Annotated in this window: 14 protein-coding genes and 1 pseudogene; 5 read left to right on the top strand and 10 right to left on the bottom strand. The window is 61.2% G+C overall.

The features are described 5' to 3' along the window. Positions 1-93: 93 nt before the first annotated feature. The 4 genes and pseudogenes from secG to AC1D1Z_RS10975 all read right to left on the bottom strand — a co-directional run bounded on the left by secG (position 94) and on the right by AC1D1Z_RS10975 (position 3,506). Positions 94-624: a preprotein translocase subunit SecG gene (gene secG, locus AC1D1Z_RS10990; RefSeq protein WP_018242101.1), complete on the bottom strand. Its 531-nt coding sequence runs from the start codon at positions 622-624 to the stop codon at positions 94-96. Between the two features lie 139 nt (positions 625-763). Then, positions 764-1,534, bottom strand: coding sequence for a triose-phosphate isomerase (gene tpiA / locus AC1D1Z_RS10985; protein WP_130759102.1), 771 nt, complete (start codon positions 1,532-1,534; stop codon positions 764-766). Between the two features lie 243 nt (positions 1,535-1,777). Beyond that, a pseudogene (locus tag AC1D1Z_RS10980) lies at positions 1,778-2,490 on the bottom strand (IS5 family transposase). A 116-nt stretch (positions 2,491-2,606) separates the two neighbouring features. After that, a complete protein-coding gene (locus AC1D1Z_RS10975) occupies positions 2,607-3,506 on the bottom strand; it encodes a phospholipase (protein ID WP_047622855.1) in 900 nt (299 codons plus the stop codon). 208 nt (positions 3,507-3,714) lie between these two features. Here AC1D1Z_RS10975 and parE point away from each other — a divergent pair, with 208 nt between their 5' ends. The 3 genes from parE to AC1D1Z_RS10960 all read left to right on the top strand — a co-directional run bounded on the left by parE (position 3,715) and on the right by AC1D1Z_RS10960 (position 8,461). Further along, on the top strand, positions 3,715-5,814 hold the full coding sequence (gene parE, locus AC1D1Z_RS10970; RefSeq protein WP_130758766.1) for a DNA topoisomerase IV subunit B: 2,100 nt from the start codon (positions 3,715-3,717) through the stop codon (positions 5,812-5,814). 200 nt (positions 5,815-6,014) lie between these two features. Further along, on the top strand, positions 6,015-7,148 hold the full coding sequence (locus AC1D1Z_RS10965) for an esterase-like activity of phytase family protein (RefSeq protein ID WP_130758768.1): 1,134 nt from the start codon (positions 6,015-6,017) through the stop codon (positions 7,146-7,148). A 116-nt stretch (positions 7,149-7,264) separates the two neighbouring features. Next, positions 7,265-8,461: an AI-2E family transporter gene (locus tag AC1D1Z_RS10960; RefSeq protein WP_130758770.1), complete on the top strand. Its 1,197-nt coding sequence runs from the start codon at positions 7,265-7,267 to the stop codon at positions 8,459-8,461. Between the two features lie 20 nt (positions 8,462-8,481). Here the strand turns inward: AC1D1Z_RS10960 and AC1D1Z_RS10955 are convergent, their stop codons facing one another. Then, on the bottom strand, positions 8,482-8,940 hold the full coding sequence (locus AC1D1Z_RS10955) for a GNAT family N-acetyltransferase (RefSeq protein ID WP_130758771.1): 459 nt from the start codon (positions 8,938-8,940) through the stop codon (positions 8,482-8,484). A gap of 129 nt (positions 8,941-9,069) precedes the next feature. Here AC1D1Z_RS10955 and AC1D1Z_RS10950 point away from each other — a divergent pair, with 129 nt between their 5' ends. Continuing rightward, entirely contained in the window at positions 9,070-9,492 is a 423-nt protein-coding gene (locus AC1D1Z_RS10950) for a hypothetical protein (protein ID WP_028733738.1), read from the top strand. Here AC1D1Z_RS10950 and AC1D1Z_RS10945 read toward each other — a convergent pair. The 3 genes from AC1D1Z_RS10945 to AC1D1Z_RS10935 form a co-directional block, all read right to left on the bottom strand. Next, positions 9,489-10,631 (bottom strand): DUF2336 domain-containing protein, encoded by a 1,143-nt coding sequence (locus tag AC1D1Z_RS10945; protein ID WP_477850496.1) that lies wholly within the window; start codon positions 10,629-10,631, stop codon positions 9,489-9,491. The two genes, AC1D1Z_RS10950 and AC1D1Z_RS10945, sit on opposite strands and share 4 nt — an antisense overlap. A gap of 108 nt (positions 10,632-10,739) precedes the next feature. After that, a complete protein-coding gene (locus tag AC1D1Z_RS10940) occupies positions 10,740-11,351 on the bottom strand; it encodes a flavin reductase family protein (RefSeq protein ID WP_130758773.1) in 612 nt (203 codons plus the stop codon). Further along, on the bottom strand, positions 11,351-11,935 hold the full coding sequence (locus AC1D1Z_RS10935) for a nitroreductase family protein (protein WP_130758774.1): 585 nt from the start codon (positions 11,933-11,935) through the stop codon (positions 11,351-11,353). The genes AC1D1Z_RS10940 and AC1D1Z_RS10935 overlap by 1 nt, the downstream gene beginning before the upstream one ends. 114 nt (positions 11,936-12,049) lie before the next feature. On the opposite strand from AC1D1Z_RS10935, the gene AC1D1Z_RS10930 reads away from it, so the two are divergent. Continuing rightward, positions 12,050-13,147 (top strand): hypothetical protein, encoded by a 1,098-nt coding sequence (locus AC1D1Z_RS10930; RefSeq protein ID WP_047622851.1) that lies wholly within the window; start codon positions 12,050-12,052, stop codon positions 13,145-13,147. Positions 13,148-13,372: 225 nt separating this feature from the next. Here AC1D1Z_RS10930 and thrS read toward each other — a convergent pair whose 3' ends face one another. Both thrS and AC1D1Z_RS10920 read right to left on the bottom strand, forming a co-directional pair. Continuing rightward, positions 13,373-15,358 carry a threonine--tRNA ligase gene (gene thrS, locus AC1D1Z_RS10925; RefSeq protein WP_477850493.1) on the bottom strand — a complete coding sequence of 662 codons (1,986 nt, stop codon included), beginning with the start codon at positions 15,356-15,358 and terminating at the stop codon, positions 13,373-13,375. A gap of 150 nt (positions 15,359-15,508) precedes the next feature. Next, entirely contained in the window at positions 15,509-18,109 is a 2,601-nt protein-coding gene (locus AC1D1Z_RS10920) for a tetratricopeptide repeat protein (RefSeq protein ID WP_477850491.1), read from the bottom strand. Positions 18,110-18,258: the final 149 nt, after the last annotated feature.

Genomic DNA, 18,258 nt, shown 5'->3' with positions numbered 1-18,258 from the left:
TTTTCCGGAACTTTCGGAGCGTGGCGTGGGAATCTGAACAAAAGAAAACCGGCAGACCCTAGGGCCTGCCGGCGGTTTATGTCGAAGACCGGCTTACTGTCCCGTCGGGACGCCGGAAGGCTGAGCCGGTGCCGGCGCGGCCGGAGCTGCGGGCGTTGCCGGAGCCGTCGTCGCCGGGGCAGTCGTAGCAGGTGCGGTGGCCGCGGGGGCCTGAGTTGCCGGAGCCGCAGTTGCCGGAGCTTGAGCGGCGGGAGCCTGCGGTGCGGGCGTCGCTGCTCCGCTGCTCGGAACGCCGTTGCCGGCCGGCTGATTTGCCGGAGCCTGCGCGCCGCCGAGCGAATCGAGAATGCCGTTGCCCTGGCCGCCTGTTGCCGGAATGCGGTCGAGAATATCGCTCGGACGGCCCTCGTAACGCGTCAGTATGCCGAGGCCAAGCGAGGTCAGGAAGAACAGGGTCGCAAGGATCGCGGTGGTGCGCGTCAGCGCATTGGCCGTGCCGCGGGCCGACATGAAGCCCGAACCGCCGCCAATACCGAGGCCGCCGCCTTCAGAGCGTTGGATGAGCACGACGCCAACAAGGGCGAGCACGATCATGAGATGGATGACAATCAATACTGTCTGCATGGGTCCAGTCCTGCCCGTCTGGAGACGGGCATAAATAAGAATTCTGGCGGCTCTTTACATGAGGCTTTCATCTATTCCAAGCCCTTCGGCCCGGAATATGCCCTGGGATAAACGAATAAACCCAGGAATAAACAATGCCTCAGGCGAGCAGCGCCTCATAGGCCCGGTAGATGGCGAGGAAGTCGGCCGCTTTCAAGCTCGCCCCGCCGATCAGCGCGCCGTCGACATTGGCGATGCCCATCAGCTCATGGGCATTGGCCGGCTTGACCGAGCCGCCGTAGAGAAGACGCATCTTGCGGCCCTCATCGCCGAAGCGGGCCACAAGTTCTGCCCGCATAAAGGCATGCGCCTTTTCGACGTCACCTGATGTCGGCGTCACACCAGTGCCGATCGCCCAGATCGGTTCGTAGGCGATGACGGTATTTTCGGCCGTCGCGCCATCGGGAACGGAGGCGGAAAGCTGGCGTTTGATGACGTCGAGCGCCTGGCCTGTCCGACGTTCATCCGCCGTCTCGCCGATGCAGATGATCGCCGTCAGCTCTGCGGCGAAGGCCGCCTCCGCCTTGGCGCGCACCAGATGATCGGTTTCGGCATGGTCGGTGCGCCGCTCGGAATGGCCGACGATGACATAGGTGCCGAAACAATCGGCAATCATCTCGGCCGAGATGTCGCCGGTATGTGCACCGGACGGATTCTGATGGCAGTCCTGAGCGCCGATCGCCAACGGGCTGTCGGTGCACAGCGCCGTCGCCACGTAGAGCAGCGTCGCCGGCGGGCAGATCAGCGCTTGGACCTTGTCGGCCTGCGGCGGGCTAACACCCTCGGCGATCGCCTTGATCTGATCCAGGGAGGCACGCATGCCATTCATTTTCCAGTTTCCCGCCACAAGCGGGCGTACATCAGGTGTCATGCTGGCCTTCCACAATCTGCTTATGCCTTGGGCAATATCAAAAGCTTGCAGCAAAGAAAAGCATCACGCCCTTGACGTAAAGGGAATCTCTGCGATCCCGCGCATATTTCTGCCGAATATCGTCCGCTCAAGCGCCGCGCGTCTTTCAAGACACGCAAAGGTAGTATTTCTGAATTCATGCATCGTACTATTCCGAAAAATAGTCTCCGATTTTCCGTCAGAAGCGCTAGGAGCTGTGGACAGTTACCTGAGCCACAGGATTGTTGCGGCAATTGCGATCATTGCCCGATAGTTTCGGGCGGTTTTCTCGTATCTGGTGGCGATGCGTCGAAATTGTTTGAGTTTGGAGAAGCAGCACTCGATCAGATGACGCTGGGCGTAGAGTTGCTTGTCGATCGGATACTTCCTTGCACGCGAGGGGTTGTTCGGGATGACCGCTTGCGCTCCCTTGTCGGCGATGACTTTGCGTAGCCGATCGCTGTCGTAAGCAGTATCGGCCAGGACAACATCGGCTGGCAGCTCTTTGATCAAGGCATCGGCTTGCGGTGCATCGCCTTTCTGGCCGGCGGTCAGCACGAAACGAACAGGACATCCAAGGCCACGCACCGCCAGATGGATTTTGGTGCTCAGGCCGCCACGAGAACGGCCAAGGGCCTGATCTTCAGCCCCTTTTTTGCGCCGGAGGCGTGCTGATGGGCGCGAATGATGGTGCTGTCGACGATCAGGTATTCGAAGTCGTTATCATCCGACATCGCTTCGAAGAGACGCCACCAGACGCCTTTCCGACTCCAGCGACTGAAGCGGCGAAACACACTGTTCCAATCACCGAACACATCCGGCAGATCGCGCCAAGGCGAACCCGTCCGCACGATCCACAAGACTGCTTCCACAAACATTCGATTGTCACGTCCAGACGAACCGCGCGTGCGATCATCGCCAATGATATGACGAGACATCCGTTCCCACTGGTCATCCTGAAGAATCAAACGGTCTAAAATACCCATGGCTGCCTCCAAAAGACAGCATTGAATCAGACCAAAGCTCTTTTGGGAATCCTAAGAGTCCACACCTCCTAGCCGGCAAGAATCCAGTTTACCACTCTGCGCCAGTCGATCATCCGGATCGGCGTCCCGTGATTGCCGGTCTCAAACAGCGTGAAACGCGTCGGATATTTTGCTTTGTGCAGGCTTTCGAACAGTGCCTGCTGGTCGGAGGCGGCATAGACCGGGTCGCGGCTGCCATGGGCGAACCAGAGCGGCAGCTTCGCCCTATAGAAGGCGCTCTTGATGAAATCCGGATCGGTGACCCCGCTCATGATCAGCATGCCCTTCAGCCGTTTGACGCTGTCACCATCGCGCGCAATGCCCCAGCAGACCTGGCTGCCCATCGAGGCACAGGAAAGGACGATCGGCCGGCCGGGCGATTGCGCGTTGGCATAGCGGATCAGGCCGGCGATCGCCGCAACGCCGCTGCTGTCGAAGCTTTTGACGGTCGGCGAATAATAAACGCCGCCATTGCCGGCGACGAGGTTCTTCAACCGGTTGAAATTGCCGCCGAAGCTGTAATCGTTGGCGCCGAGCCGCCGGTCACCGTCGCGCCCATGGATGAAAATCACCGTGAAAGCGGCACTCTGAGCCGGTCCCACCCTGGTGACATCGAGCTTGATGCCGTCGAGAGACAGCGTCTCGTCCGCCTGGGCCTTGCGGATGCCGAGCGCCACATATTTCTGCTGCACCCGCTTTTGCGGGATCTGGTCGCGGCCGTTGATATCGCGCATCTCGTCATAGTCGATGACCTCGAAGGCACCGTCATCGCCCGTCTGCAGCACAGCCTGCTTCGAAAACAGATCGTCCTTGAAGGGCGCCAGCACATCGGCTGCCTGTGCCGGGCCAACAGCGGAGAGCATGGCCGCAGACAAGAAAAACGCCGCAATTGCGGTGATGATGGTGCAATGACTTGTGGACATTCGCATTCGGATGGTTCCTGAAGCCTGCCGCCGCTTGCCATTCCGCGCCCGGCAACGCAAATCATTTGGGAAAAGCCCGCCAAGTCAGGCGGTGTCGCGTATAGAGGTGTTTTGTGGCAAAATCTGCCTGATTCGCAAACGTGGCATGAAATGCGGTGATTTTGGGTCGGCGGCGGATGCCCGCCCAAGACAGGATGAAGATCTGAACGGCTCCATGGACGATAGCAACGACCTCTTTTCCGGAATGCCCCTCTCTGAAAAACGCGAGGAGGCGCAGAAGCCTGCCGCTCCGGCCGAGCGGCCGCCGGTGACGGCTGCGCCCGTCGCCGCCGCAGCACCCCCTGCCGGAGCCTCCGCGCGCCCGGCGCCCGCCGCGTCGAACTCCGATGACTACGGTGCCTCGTCGATCCGCGTCCTCGAAGGCCTTGAGCCGGTGCGCATGCGCCCGGGCATGTATATCGGCGGTACCGACGAAAAGGCGCTGCATCACCTGTTTGCCGAAGTCATCGACAATGCGATGGATGAGGCGGTCGCCGGACACGCCAATTTCATTGAGGTTTATCTCGACCTCGAGGGTTATCTCACCGTCTCCGACAACGGCCGCGGCATCCCAGTCGAGAACCATCCGCAGGTGCCGGGCAAGTCGACGCTCGAAGTCATCATGACCAAGCTGCATGCCGGCGGCAAATTCGACGGCAAGGCCTACGAGACCTCCGGCGGCCTGCACGGTGTCGGCGTTTCGGTCGTCAACGCACTCTCCGACGACCTCGAGGTCGAGGTGGCGAGAAACCGCAAGCTCTACCGCCAGCGCTTCTCTCGCGGCCTGCCGCAGGGCGGGCTCGAAGAGTTGGGCGACGTCCACAATCGCCGCGGCACCCGGGTGCGCTTCCATCCAGACCCCCAGATCTTTGGGGATCACATGAAGTTCGATGCCGCCCGCGTCTTCCGCATGGCGCGCTCGAAAGCCTATCTCTTCGGCGGTGTCGAAATCCGCTGGAGCTGCGAGGCAGGCGTGCTGCCCGAAGGCTCCGAGGTGCCTGACAAGGCCGTCTTCCACTTCCCCGGTGGCCTGAAGGATTATCTCCAGGCGACGATGGGCAAGGAGTTCACCGTCACCCGCGAGATCTTTGCCGGCAAGACTGAGAAGACCAGCGGCCATGGCTCGATGGAATGGGCGATCACCTGGTATGGCGGCGATCCGCAGGTACATTCCTATTGCAACACCATCCCGACCCCCGAGGGCGGCACGCATGAGGCGGGGCTGCGCATCGCGCTGACCAAGGGCCTGAAGGCCTATGCCGAGTTGACGCAGAACAAGCGCGCCGCGCAGATCACCACCGACGACGTGATGATCTCCGCCGTCGGCATGCTGTCTGTCTTCATCCGCGAGCCGGAATTCGTCGGCCAGACCAAGGACAAGCTCGCGACCGTCGAGGCCCAGCGCATCGTCGAGAACGCGCTGCGCGATCCCTTCGACCATTACCTTGCGGACAATCCGAACGAGTCGGCCAAGCTGCTCGATTGGGTGATCGAGCGCGCCGAGGAGCGCTTGCGCCGCCGCAAGGAAAAGGAAGTCAACCGCAAGACGGCGGTGCGCAAATTGCGCCTGCCCGGCAAACTTGCCGATTGTTCGCAGAACACCGCGGAAGGCGCCGAACTCTTCATCGTCGAAGGCGATTCGGCAGGTGGTTCGGCCAAGCAGGCGCGCAACCGCTCCAACCAGGCCATTCTGCCGCTGCGCGGCAAGATCCTCAACGTTGCCAGCGCCGGCCGCGAAAAACTCGGCGCCAACCAGCAGCTCGCCGATCTCATCCAGGCGCTCGGCTGCGGCACGCGCTCGAAATACCGCGACGAAGACCTGCGCTACGAACGCATCATCGTCATGACCGATGCCGACGTCGACGGCGCCCATATCGCCTCGCTGCTCATCACCTTCTTCTATCAGGAAATGCCGGAACTCGTGCGTGGCGGTCATCTCTTCCTCGCCGTGCCGCCGCTTTACAAGATCACCCAAGGCTCGAAATCCGCCTATGCCCGCGACGACAATCATCGCGCCGAGCTGATGCAGACGGAGTTCAAGGGCAAGGCCAAGGTCGAGATCAGCCGCTTCAAAGGTCTCGGCGAGATGATGCCCGCCCAGCTCAAGGAAACCACCATGGATCCGTCCAAGCGCACCCTGCTCAAGGTGCTTATCGACGAGGTGGATTTCGAAGGCACCCGCAGCGCCGTCGACGATCTGATGGGCACCAAACCGGAAGCCCGCTTCCGCTTCATCCAGGATCGTGCGGCCTTCGCGGAGAATCTCGATATCTAGGATATGCCTACGAGTGCACCGAACGGTCGGATAGACACGGGTTCGTCGCCACGCATTTTAGCATTCTCGATTTCACGGAACTGACGAAGAACCGTAACAACTCCGTCAAACAACCGGCGCATGAAACGGTGGGCGCGCCTTCCCTCGGGGAGCGACGGCGCCGGTTCGATCCGTTTTCAACCCCTTGCCGGATATTTGTCATGACCAAGCGTTTTCTCGCGGCTGCCGCTTTTGTTCTCCTGTCCAGCACCGTCAGCGCCACCGATATCGGCGCCACCTTCGAGACCGCCTGCCCCTTCGGCGATTGCGCCGCCGGCATTTCGCTCTCCTATCTCGGTGAATTCGTAATCCCCACGGGCCACATGGAAAACGGCGTCGAATTCGGCGGCATTTCCGGCCTCGATTTCGATGCCGCCACCGGCCACTATCTCGCCATCAGCGACGACCGCTCGGAAAGAGGCCCAGCCCGCTTCTATGAACTCGACGTCGATGTCGACGCGTCCGGCCTCAAGGGTGTTTCGGTCGTCAAGCAGGTCACCCTGAAGGACAAGAACGGCGAGCCCTTCGCCGCCAGGACCGTCGATCCGGAATCGATCCGCCTCGGCAAGGACGGCATCTATTGGGGCAGTGAAGGCGACGGCAAGGCGTTGCTTGCGCCCTTCGTCCGTGTCGCTTCGCCGGACGGCTCCTTCGTCCGCGAATTCCAGCTGCCGGAAGGCTTTGCGCCGACCGCGGACAAGTCGACCGGTATCCGCGACAACCTCGCCTTCGAAGATCTCGCCGTCGCGCCCTCCGGCGATGTTTTCGTCGGTGTCGAAGCCGCCCTCTATCAGGACGGCCCGAACCCTTCGCTGACGTCAGGCAGCCTGTCGCGCATCGTCCGCTACGACGGCGCCACCGGCGAGCCGAAGGCCGAGTACGTCTATCCGGTCTCGCCGATCCCGCAGGCCGCCACCAAGGCCGACGGCGGCAACGACAACGGCATGTCGGAGATGCTTGCCCTCGACGATCACCGCCTGCTCGCCGTCGAGCGGAGTTATGCCCAGGGCTTCGGCAACAGCATCAAGATCATGATGATGGATCTGACTGATGCCACCGATGTATCCGCCATCGCGTCCCTCGCCAAAAACGACCAGCGTGTCGTTCCCGCCCGGAAGAGCCAGGTCCTTGATTTGAGGGCGATCGGCCTTGTTCCCGACAATATCGAGGCCATGTCGCTGGGGAAGGCCAAGGACGGCACCGACGTCCTCATTCTCGGCTCCGACAACAATTTCTCGACCAGCCAGAAGACGCAATTCTACGCCTTCAAGATTCTGCGCCGCCCGCAGCAGTAAGACGCCCGGGTCTGAGCGTCGAATAGCGACGCTTTGTATACGCTTTCATGGTGCGGACCTTGAAACCGCCGGGTTGATGGCCCATAACCAGAGTACAAGAAAAAGAAGAGGCGCGCGTGGGTGTGTTCGACCGTCAGAAAAGCAATCATGAGCCGCGATGGCTCGGATCATCGGCGCAGACGCGCACGCCGCTGATTCCCTCCATTTCGGCGGCGCGCTGGCTGCTGGTCCTGGTCGTCGCTGCCGGCGTCTATTTCTTCTACGGCTTCCTCGTGCCGGTGCTCGCAGCCCTCGTCATCGGCTTTGCCAGCTGGCCGCTCTACCGCAAGCTTCTTGCCCGCGTCGGCGGCAATACGACGATCGCCGCGACCATCGCCATCATCATGATCATCACTTTCCTGGTCATCCCGATCGGGCTTGCTGTGACCTATACGACCGGCGAAGTACGCACCTGGGTCACCTGGGCAATCCACGCCAACCGCGCCGGCGCCCCGACACCCGACTGGATCGTCGCGCTGCCTTGGGCCGGCGCCTACCTCGATGAAGTCTGGACAAAATATATCGGCAGTCCCGGCGCCTTGGGCGAAGTCATCCAGGCAGTCAGCGGCGCTAATATCGGCAACATCTACCGCGCCGTGCTTGCGGCCGGCGGCGGTGCCTTCCACCTGCTGCTGACGCTGCTCTTCATGCTGATCGCGCTGTTCTTCGTCTATCGCGACGGTTTCTCCTTCTCCAAGCAGATCGACATGCTGGGCGAGCGTATCCTGCCGAACCGCTGGGAGCGCATTTCCCGCGTCGTGCCGGCGACGATCAGCTCCACCGTCATGGGCATGACGCTGATCGCGATCGGCGAAGGCATTGTGCTCGGCCTTGCCTACTGGATTGCCGGCGTGCCCTCGCCGGTGACGCTCGGCGTTCTGACGGGCGTCATGGCGCTGATACCGGGCGGTGCGCCGCTCTCCTTCACGCTGGTCTCCATCTATCTGCTGGCGAGCGGCTCGCATGTCGCCGGCATCGGTCTCTTCGTCTGGGGTACGGTCGAATTGTTCATCGTCGACAAGACGCTGCGGCCGAAACTCGTCGGCGGTCCGATCAAGCTGCCCTTCCTGCCGACCTTCTTCGGCCTCGTCGGCGGTGTCAAAACGATGGGTTTCCTCGGGCTCTTCATCGGCCCYGTGCTGATGGCGCTGATCGTCGCCATCTGGCGTGAATGGATCCACGAGGCCCGCAGCGCCGACAAGAGCGAAACGGGGCCGCAGATCATCATCGACGAACCGGCCCTACCGCCGGTACCGCGAGTCGCCGAAGGCTGAACATACCTTCGCAGACGGGGCTACCCCAGCCGCTTTTCCATGAACAGGCTGAGCGGGTCCGGCAGGTAGGCGCCGAAAGGTTCGATTTCCCGATATCCGTATTTGCGATAGAGCGCGATCGCCTCGGGTTGGTAGATGCCGGTTTCGAGCCGGATCGCCGTCAGCCCCTTTTTTTCTGCGATTGCTTCGAGCGCATTCATCAGGCTGCTGGCGATCCTCAGCCCCCTTGCCTCGGGATCGACGAACATGCGCTTGATCTCCGCCGTGCCGTCACCGGCCTCGACCAGCGCGCAGCAGCCGACGATCGCATCGTCGCTGCGCGCGACGAGGAAGCTCACCGCAGGTTTCTCCAGCACGGACAGGTCGACCAGGTGGTTGCTTTCCGCGGGATAGAGCGATTGCGCATAGGCATCGGAAAGATCGAGAAGGCGAATGACGCCCTCTTGGCGCGGCGGCTCCAGGGCGATGGTCACGGACATGCTGACTTCCTCTGGTGGCGCGGGGCACAATTTTTCCCGACATGACGAAGAGTTAATGCCGTTGCCTTCATTCGGTTGGAATTGCACCCTCTAAGACGATGAGGTGCTCAATAATCAAGGAAGCAGAATATGCAAGCGGTGCTGATCGCGATGACCATTCTCGGCTGCGACGATTCGATCAGCCAGTGCAATTATGTCGCGACGGTCGATAAACGCTGGGAAACCGTTGCCGCCTGCGATGCGGAAGCCGAACGACGCCTGAAGACCTATGTCAATGTCAATTATCCCTCGGTGATCGCGGTGTGCGAGGCGCCGAAAGCCATCGCCGCCGCCGAGCCGCCGAAGCCGGCGCCCGTGCCTGCCGCTGCGCCCGAGGTCGCTGTCGCAGCGCCCGAGGAACCGGCAGGAAGGATCGCCGGTTTTGCTGAAGGCATCGCCGGGCAGGTCCGCGCCCATCTGCCCTCAGGCAAAAGCGTCAGGGACACACTCACCAAACCCGTGCACTTCGTATCCGCCAGCTATTCCTGGGTGGTGACGCGGCTCGCTGATTAGGCGGCCGCAAGCGCCGCGTAGACGCGGGCCGATTGTCGCTGCTCGTTAACATGCAGCTTTTCCACCAGGTCGAGCAGTTCGCCGATCGCGCCATGCGCATCATGATGGCGGAATTTTTCGAGAAGACGGCCGCAGACATTGCCGAGCACGCTGCCCGGCGCTTTTCTGGCGGCGTCGCGCCACAGCATCGTCGCCTCGACAAAGATCACGCTGATATTCCTCGGCAGGCCGGCGGACTCGTAGAGCGCACGCACGGCATGCATACGCCCGGTTGCCAGGATCGAACGCACCCGGCGCTCGCGGCACGCGGTCAGATCGACGATCGCGCCGGCGAAGAAGTCCACCTTGCCGGCGCAGAGCGCATGCATCAGGAAGGATGGCGTCAGCCGGCCGTTGAGGCGCAGATGCTGGACGAGGTCGGGGATTTCGCGCGGGGCAATATCGCCGGCGATCGAGACGATGGCAGCCTCGGTCGCCTCGCGGCTGATGCGCTGGAGCCGCTGCAGGCCGATCGCCGCCTGCACCAGCGGCAGCCCGATCAGCGCATTGCTGACATGCTGGGTGAGCAACTGGYGGGCATCGGCCGGAAGGTCGCTTCGGTCGAGAAGCAGGTTGCGGATATCGCAGCAGTCCCCGAGCCGTTCGGCGATGCGCTTCAACGACAGGCTGGAGATCACCGCGCCGTCATTCTCGAGCAGGCAGAGGAGTTCTTCCTCGTCGCCGACCTCCGCAAGCGCGGCGGAGACCGGGCGCGTCACATGCGCCCTCGCCGCGATCAGCATGCGGGTCGCGCCGTTGCCGCGCGCGGCAAGGTCGACCAGATCGGCGTCGCTCAAAAGCGGCGAACAGGTCACCGCATGGCAGGCAACCTCGGGCTGGTCTTCGGCAAGCGAAAGGATCAGGCTGCGCGGCGCGTCGGGCGACCAGGCGATCGCCTCGGCAAGCGCAAGCCGCACACGTGGCGACGGATCGTCGAGAAGAAAGGTCATCGCCATTTCGGCCGCCGCCCGCTCGTCCGCGGACATTTCGGACTGCAGATAGGCGCGCCCGAGTGCGTTTGCGGCCCGGGCTCGGTCACCGGTCTTGGCCGTTTCGATCCAACGAAGGAAAGCTTCTACGATCACGCGACGCCCCAGCACTTGAACGCGATTCCCTCGCGCTCCATTCAATGCTGCGACCGTAGTGGCAAAAGGTTTAAGATTGGTTCACCATGCTTCTTAAGGCTTTGGACACCTTGCCGGTTCGGCTCAGCCTTGCTGCGGCTTCGGCCGGACCATCTCGAAAACTTCGCTGCCTTCGCTGTAATCCATGTAGCCCATGCGGGCCAAAGGTCGGGCGATCGACATGTCGAGGCGGCCATCCCTGACGATCGCTTCATCGATACGGATGCCGACCACTTCGCCGAAGACCAGGACGTTTTCGGACGGTTCCCCCGACAGCGTCTTCGGCTCGATGATCTCCGTGACCTTGCATTCGAGCACCGCGAAAGCCTCGCCGACATAGGGCGCGTCGATCAGTTCGGCCGGCTTCGGCGTCAGGCCGGCGAAATCGAATTCGCTGTCGCCGTAGGGCAGCGCCGCCGAGGAGAGATTCATCTTCTCGGCGAGATCGCGGCTGACGAAATTGCAGGTGAAGACGCCGGTCTCGGCCGCGTTGCGCTGGCTGTGCTTGCGTCCGGCCGAAGAAAACATCACCAGCTTCGGGCGGTCGGCAACGGCATTGAAGAAGGAATAGGGCGCCAGATTGATCGAACCATCCCTGCCCTTGCTGCCGATCCAGCCGATCGGTCGCGGCGACACGATCGCCTTGAACGGGTCATGCGCGAGCCCGTGCCGGTTGCTGTCGGTGGTGTAGAACATCAGTCGTCTCCGCCGACCCAGGTTACCGTATCGGCAAGTTCGGGCCGCGGCCGCTCGATTGCCGGAAATGTGGTCGAGCCGATATGGATGAACCCTGCCACCTTTTCATCCGGACCGACGCCGAGCAGCGGATAGGCGCGCTCGTCATAGGCGAACCACTCCGTCAGCCAGTTGGCGACATAACCATTGGCATTGGCGGCGAGGATGACGTTGAAGCAAAGCGCGCCTGCCGACATCAACTGCTCCCATTCCGGGATCTTGATATGCGGTCCTGCCTTGCTGACGACAGCGACGACCACGGGCGCGCGGGTGAAACGGCTGCGCTCGACCTGGATCATCTCTTCGGAAAGTTCGGGCTTTGTCTGAAGTGCCAGCGTCAGAAGCCCCTCGCCGAGACGCACGCGCTGCTCTCCGCGATAGACGATGAAGCGCCAGGGGGCGATCTTGCCGTGATCGGGAACACGCGAGGCTAGACGCAGAATCTCCTCGATCTCGGCCTTCTCGGGGCCTGGTTCGCACATCTGGAAAGCGGGGATGGAGCGGCGCACGGCGAGGTAGTCGATCAGCTTGATATCGGATTTCATGCGGGAGAGGCTCTCATTATTTATGCTGCTGCAAAGGGTGGGTCTTGAATTTGCCATCGCGTTGGTCTTGAAGTGGCCTTTGCGATTTCAGAAGTCAATCGGTTCACGAAACAGATGTTTGGCATTTTGCCTTTTGCACGCATCGGCCTTGCCATTGCCCTGATCATACTGACGCCCTTCGGCGCCAGCGCTCAGGATGCCTTCAAGGGATTCAAACAGCTTGAATCGACGCCGAAGATGCCGAAGCTCGATGCCTTCATCGCGCCCGGTGCGGCGCCCGAAGGGGTCAAACTGCGCGACGTCCCGATGGAGGCCAAGCTGACGGCGGACGGCACGCCGGTTGAGGAAGGCCTCTCCTGGTACGTCTTCAGCCCGATCGCCGGATCCGACGGCAAGTTGCCGCTGATCGCCAGCGCCAAGGGCGGGCCCGCCGCCTTCCAACTCGCTCCGGGCGATTATTTCGTCAACGTCTCCTTCGGCCGAGCCGGCGTCACCAAGAAACTGACCGTGCCCGCTGAAGGCGAGGTCGACAAGCAGGTGATGGTGCTCGATGCCGGCGGCCTGCTCCTCAATGCCGTCTCCGGCACCGATGCCCGCATCCGCCCCGACCAGTTGAGCTTCTCGATCTATTCCTCGGAAGTGCGCGACGATGGCGAGCGCGGCCTCGTCATGGCCGATGTCTCGCCGAATACCGTTGTCCGCCTCAATGCCGGCACCTACCACATCGTTTCCGAATATGGCAGCGTCAACGCCGTGATCCGCGCCGACATCCAGGTCGAGGCCGGCAAGCTGACCGAAGCGACGATCCAGCATCGCGCCGCGCAGATCACCTTCAAGCTGGTCTCCGACGCCGGTGGCGAGGCGATCGCCGATACCGCATGGTCGATCCTGACGGCGGCCGGCGACAGCGTCGGCGAAAGCGTCAGCGCCTTCCCCACCATGGTTCTCGCCGAAGGCGGATATTCCGCCGTCGCCCGCAACAAGGACAAGATCTATCAGCGCGATTTCACCGTCGTCGCCGGCAGGAACACCGATGTTGAGGTCCTGATGAAGGACCAGCAGCCGCAGCCTCCGGCGGATGCTGCCCGCACGGTGCAGCAGGTGCCTGTGGGCACACCGACACCGCCGGGTGTCCAGCCGGCTCCGGTGCAGCCGCTGCCCTCTTACGAACAGCTCGTGCCGCAGGGCGGTGACGACACCAGCCTCGATTGATTTTACCGCGCGCGGTTTCGGCTCAGCCGAGACGTTTGGAAGGCGCGCTTCGGCGGCGCCATCGTGAGGACGGCCTCGTTATCGCGACTTAGAAGCCCCCGGCCGTACAATCAGCAGGTTTCATCATTGGTATGGGGAGATTCGTTGAAGCGCCGCTCGGCCTCGGGCGACGCGCAGACCGGATTTCCGACAGCGCCGAGCCTGGCGCTGTCGGATCCCTGCTATTCAGGCCGCCTTGGCTTTTTTTGCTTCGGCCTTGCGACGAATGTCGGGCGGTGTCGCTTCGAGGGCAAGGCTCTCGACGGCGGCGTCGAGCCCCATCGAAACCTGCTCCTGGCTGCCCAGGCGGCGGATATTGACCGTGCGCTCCTCGGCCTCCTTCCTGCCGCAGACGATGATGACAGGAACCTTGGTGACCGAATGTTCGCGGACCTTGTAGTTGATCTTCTCGTTGCGGAAGTCGGTTTCGACGTTGAGACCGGCCTCGCGCAGCGCCTCGGCCACTTCAAGCCCGTAGGCGTCGGCTTCCGAGGTGATCGTTGCGACCACCACCTGAAGCGGCGATACCCAAAGCGGCATATGGCCGGCGAAGTTCTCGATCAGGATGCCGAGAAAGCGCTCCATCGAGCCGCAGATGGCGCGGTGGATCATCACCGGCTGCGTCTTTTCGGAGTTGCTGTCGATATAGAAGGCGCCGAAGCGTTCCGGCAGGTTGAAGTCGACCTGCGTCGTGCCGCACTGCCATTCGCGGCCGATCGCATCCTTCAGCGTATATTCGAACTTCGGCCCGTAGAAGGCGCCCTCGCCCGGCAGAATGCCGGTCTTGATGTCATTCGACTGCTGCTGGATCRTCTCCAGCACGCCCATCATCACGTTTTCCGCGCGGTCCCAGAGTTCGTCCGAACCGACGCGCTTGTCCGGCCGGGTCGAAAGTTTGATGGTGACTTCGTCGAAGCCGAAATCCTTATAGACCGAAAGGATCAGGTCATTGATCTTCAGGCATTCGGCGGCCATCTGCTCGTCGGTGCAGAAGATATGCGCATCGTCCTGCGTGAAACCGCGCACGCGCATCAGCCCGTGCAGCGCGCCCGACGGTTCGTAGCGATGGACATTGCCGAATTCGGCAAGCCGGATCGGCAGCTCGCGGTAGGATTTCAGCCCGTGCTTGAAGATCTGGATATGGCCGGGGCAGTTCATCGGCTTCAGCGCAAAGACGCGGTCGTCGTCGGTGTCGTCGCCGGCAACCGTCACCTTGAACATGTTATCGCGGTACCAGCCCCAGTGACCGGAGGTTTCCCACAGCGATTTGTCGAGCACCTGCGGCGCATTGACTTCCTGATAGTCGCCGGCAAGCCGGCGGCGCATATAAGCGACCAGCGTCTGGAATACGCGCCAGCCCTTGCCGTGCCAGAAGACGACGCCAGGACCCTCTTCCTGGAAATGGAAGAGATCCATCTCGCGGCCGAGGCGGCGGTGATCGCGCTTTTCAGCTTCGGCAAGCATATGCAGGTAGTTGTCGAGTTCCGACTGCTCGGCGAAGGCCGTGCCGTAGATGCGGCTCAGCATCGGATTGTTGCTGTCGCCGCGCCAATAGGCACCGGCCACCTTCAAGAGCTTGAAGGCTGAGCCGATCTGGCCGGTCGAGGCCATGTGCGGGCCGCGGCAAAGGTCGAACCAGTCGCCCTGATAATAGATCTTGAGATCCTGCCCTTCCGGGATCGCGTCGACGAGTTCGACCTTGTACTGCTCGCCCTTGTCGGCGAAGACCTGTTTAGCCTTCTCGCGCGACCAGACCTGCTTGGTGAAGGCGGCGTTGCGGGCGATGATTTCCTTCATCTTCTTTTCGATCTTCGGCAGATCGTCGAGTGTGAAGGGCTCGTTCTTGGCGAAGTCGTAATAGAAGCCGTTTTCAATGACCGGACCGATCGTCACCTGGGTGCCGGGCCAGAGTTCCTGCACCGCTTCGGCCATGACGTGCGCCGCGTCGTGGCGGATGAGTTCCAGCGCGCGGTCGTCATTGCGGGTGATGATCTCGATCCTACCCGTCGCCACGGGATCGGAAAGGTCGCGCACGGTGCCGTCGATTGCAACGGCGACTGCCTTCTTGGCGAGCGACTTGGAAATGGATTCGGCGACATCCCGGCCGGTTGCGCCAGCATCGTAGCTGCGCACGGAACCATCGGGAAATGTCAGGGAAATAGCTTGGGACATCGAAATTCTCCTTGTCCAGTCCCGCCAACGAATGCGGGTGGTTGCAACGACAGCGCCTCCGTCCTTGGATGCGCCGCCGCCTGATAGCCAGATTTGCTGCGTGAGTAAAGACGAAGCGGGGCGATCCGGCACCGAAACGAGGTCGTGCGTCTATCCGCCGTAGGTCATTGCGTAATCCCTGAGCGCCGATTTCAAGGGCTGGTCAATCTCATCGTCCAGTGGCCCATCGTAAAGGCCGCGTCGCGAGAGGCTTCTTTTCAGTGCCGTGCGGGTGAAAGATGAAAACGCCTTCAACTCATCGGCAATCTGCCGGTCTCCCTGCCGCATTGCCAGAAGGATGTTTTCGGCTGCGTTATCCGAACTGAAGGTCGCATCATAGGCATAGGCCAGCCGATAGGCGGCTCTGTTGTAGCCAGTGTCCATCGCCCGCAGATACCACTTGATGGCCTCTTGCCGGTTGACAGCAATTCCGAGGCCATCGTCGTAGAAACGCCCGAGCGAGAACATGCCGCCGGCCGAATTCAGCTCGGCGGATTTTTTGTAATATTGGAATGCGATAGCCTGATCTTGATCCTTGCCGTTCTCGTAGTACCACCCAAGATTAAGAGCGCCGGCCGCAGATCCCGCATCGGCCGCCTTCTGATACCAGTTGCGGGCGATGGTCTGGTCCTCTTTGGTGCCGATGCCATTCTGGTAGTAGTAGCCGACGGCGTTCATCGCTTCAGGATATTGCTTGAAGGCCGCCATCATGAACCAGCTGAGCGCCTTGGAGCGATCAATAGGCACGCCCTGCCCGTATTCGTAGATATCGCCCAGGGAGTATTGCGCTTTCGCATTGCCATGGGCCCCGGCCTTCGTCAGCCATTCCAGAGCTTTGCCGAAATCCTTCAGGTTTCCATCCGCTCCTCGATAGAGCGTCCCGAGCCTGTACATCGCGTCAGCAGAGTTCTTGTTCGCCGCCACCTCGTACCACTCGATCGCTTTCGCATAGTCGCGGGCGACCCCATCGCCATCCTCATACTTGATGCCGAGCAGGATCATCGCCGTGACGTTACCGGCGGCCGCTCCTTTTGCCAGATAGTCGATCGACTTGCCGTCGTCCCGCGGCAGGTTGGCATCATTGGCGTACATTTCGCCAAGCTCGGCGAAGGCATCGATAAATCCGTTCTCTGCAGCGGCCTTAAACCAGTGTACGGCTTCTCTCGAATCCTGAGCCGTACCCTCGCCTCTTTCATACAAAAGCCCAACACAATACTGGGCCTTGGCCGAACCATTTTCGGCCGCCTTGAGATACCAGACAAAGGATTTTTGGGCGTCGGCAGTCGTACCCGAACCGTCATAGGAGCGGTCAGCGACTTCGAGAAATGCGTTGGTATCTCCTGCCTCCGCCGCCTTCTGGAACCATTCGAAAGCTTTGACCACATCCTTGGGAAGGCCGCCGCCTTTTTCATAACCATAGGCAAGCACCCGCATGGCGTCTGTCTCGCCGGCGGCCGCAGACTTCTCCAGCCATTTCACGCCGTTTTCGACGTCACGAGGACCACCCGTTCCCATATAGAGCGATTGACCGAAACGTCGGGCGCCGCTGGAATCTCCGAGTTCGGCAGATTTTCCATACCAGATGCGGGCTTCGCTCTCGTCTACCGGCACACCTTTACCTTGCTCATACATGGCGCCCACATCTGCCATGGCACGGGCATTCCCACGAGAGGCAGCTTCCTTCATCCAGTACATGGCCTGGTCATAGCGCGGATCGGGCATCTTCAATAAAAGCAAAGCCTTGCTGCGATAGGCAGCGAGTATGTCTTGCGCAATTGCCTGATCCAGCAGGCTCTCGGCCTTTGCGAAGTCACGCTTCGTCTCTCTGCCCGCCACGTAGACGTCTGCCAGCGTCCTCATCGCATTGCCGTCGCCAAGTGCCACGGCTTTCTCAAGGAGATCGAGCGCGGTCTTTCTCTGCGTCTTGTCCCCATCTCTCAGATAATATCGAGCAAGCGTCCTCATTCCATCGGCGGAACCTTTCCGCACCAGGTCGTCCAGCATGGCAACGGCGCGGCTGGCATTCTTCTCCGTTCCGATGCCTTTCGTGTAAAGGAATGTGATGTCCGTTGTCGCTCTCTCATGGCCCTGTTGTGCTGCGGCCGAAAGCAGTCCAAAACCCCGCTCGGCGTCAACGGGAACACCAATCCCGTCCAGATACATCCAGGCAAGCGACCTCTTGGCGGGAATGTAGCCCAGCCGATCTGCAAGTTCGAAATAGGAGCGCGCCATGACAAAGTCCTGCGCAACGCCCCACCCCAACATGTACATCTCTCCAAGATAGTCGGCGGAGCGCGGATCGTTTGCTTCTCTTGCCTTTCTCAGCCAGGCCAGCGCGGCTTTGAAATCACGCTCACGCCCGAGACCGTAAGCAGATGCCTTCGCCAGGTAATCCATGGAGGGTGCGTGCCCATGGGCCGCCAACTCCTCGAATCCGGCAAGGGCCGGTTCGAATTGCTGAAGGTTGAACTTGCTGGCGAGCCAGAAATAACGGGCGTCGATGGAGCTTGGTTCTGCCTGCAAATAGGCTTCGCAAGCGGCAAGCGCATCCCGCCAGTAAGCGAGATTGTCGATTTCTRCGCCATCACGCGCCAGATGGCGGCACGTGGCTGCCGATGCTGGGTCAACTGCGGTTGCAGCAGCTGCCGGGGTGTTGGCAATAGAGATGGCGAGAAAAAGCGAGGCAGTCGCGAGATAGTGAAAGAGCTTCATCAGTGACGGAATTTCAAAAATTAGGACAGGAAATACACTGATATCTGTCACTTATTCAACTGCAAGTACATTTTTTCTCGAGTGATAAAAACCATTGAAGACGTGTTTTCCTTGCATCTAATCCAGCATATCCATCAGAGTTCGCACCG

The organism is Rhizobium sp. P1_E1 (assembly GCF_056406015.1).
The sequence above is the reverse complement of the archived record's forward strand: the minus strand, read 5'-3'. Positions and strand labels throughout refer to the sequence as shown.

Excerpts from the sequence above, each read along its gene's own strand:
- AC1D1Z_RS10940 (WP_130758773.1), bottom strand. The coding sequence starts at position 11,351 with ATGTTCTACACCACCGACAGCAACCGGCACGGGCTCGCGCATGACCCG.
- AC1D1Z_RS10965 (WP_130758768.1), top strand. The coding sequence starts at position 6,015 with ATGACCAAGCGTTTTCTCGCGGCTGCCGCTTTTGTTCTCCTGTCCAGC.
- AC1D1Z_RS10930 (WP_047622851.1), top strand. The coding sequence starts at position 12,050 with ATGTTTGGCATTTTGCCTTTTGCACGCATCGGCCTTGCCATTGCCCTG.
- AC1D1Z_RS10935 (WP_130758774.1), bottom strand. The coding sequence starts at position 11,935 with ATGAAATCCGATATCAAGCTGATCGACTACCTCGCCGTGCGCCGCTCC.
- parE (WP_130758766.1), top strand. The coding sequence starts at position 3,715 with ATGGACGATAGCAACGACCTCTTTTCCGGAATGCCCCTCTCTGAAAAA.
- AC1D1Z_RS10975 (WP_047622855.1), bottom strand. The coding sequence starts at position 3,506 with ATGCGAATGTCCACAAGTCATTGCACCATCATCACCGCAATTGCGGCG.
- AC1D1Z_RS10955 (WP_130758771.1), bottom strand. The coding sequence starts at position 8,940 with ATGTCCGTGACCATCGCCCTGGAGCCGCCGCGCCAAGAGGGCGTCATT.
- tpiA (WP_130759102.1), bottom strand. The coding sequence starts at position 1,534 with ATGACACCTGATGTACGCCCGCTTGTGGCGGGAAACTGGAAAATGAAT.
- AC1D1Z_RS10950 (WP_028733738.1), top strand. The coding sequence starts at position 9,070 with ATGCAAGCGGTGCTGATCGCGATGACCATTCTCGGCTGCGACGATTCG.
- secG (WP_018242101.1), bottom strand. The coding sequence starts at position 624 with ATGCAGACAGTATTGATTGTCATCCATCTCATGATCGTGCTCGCCCTT.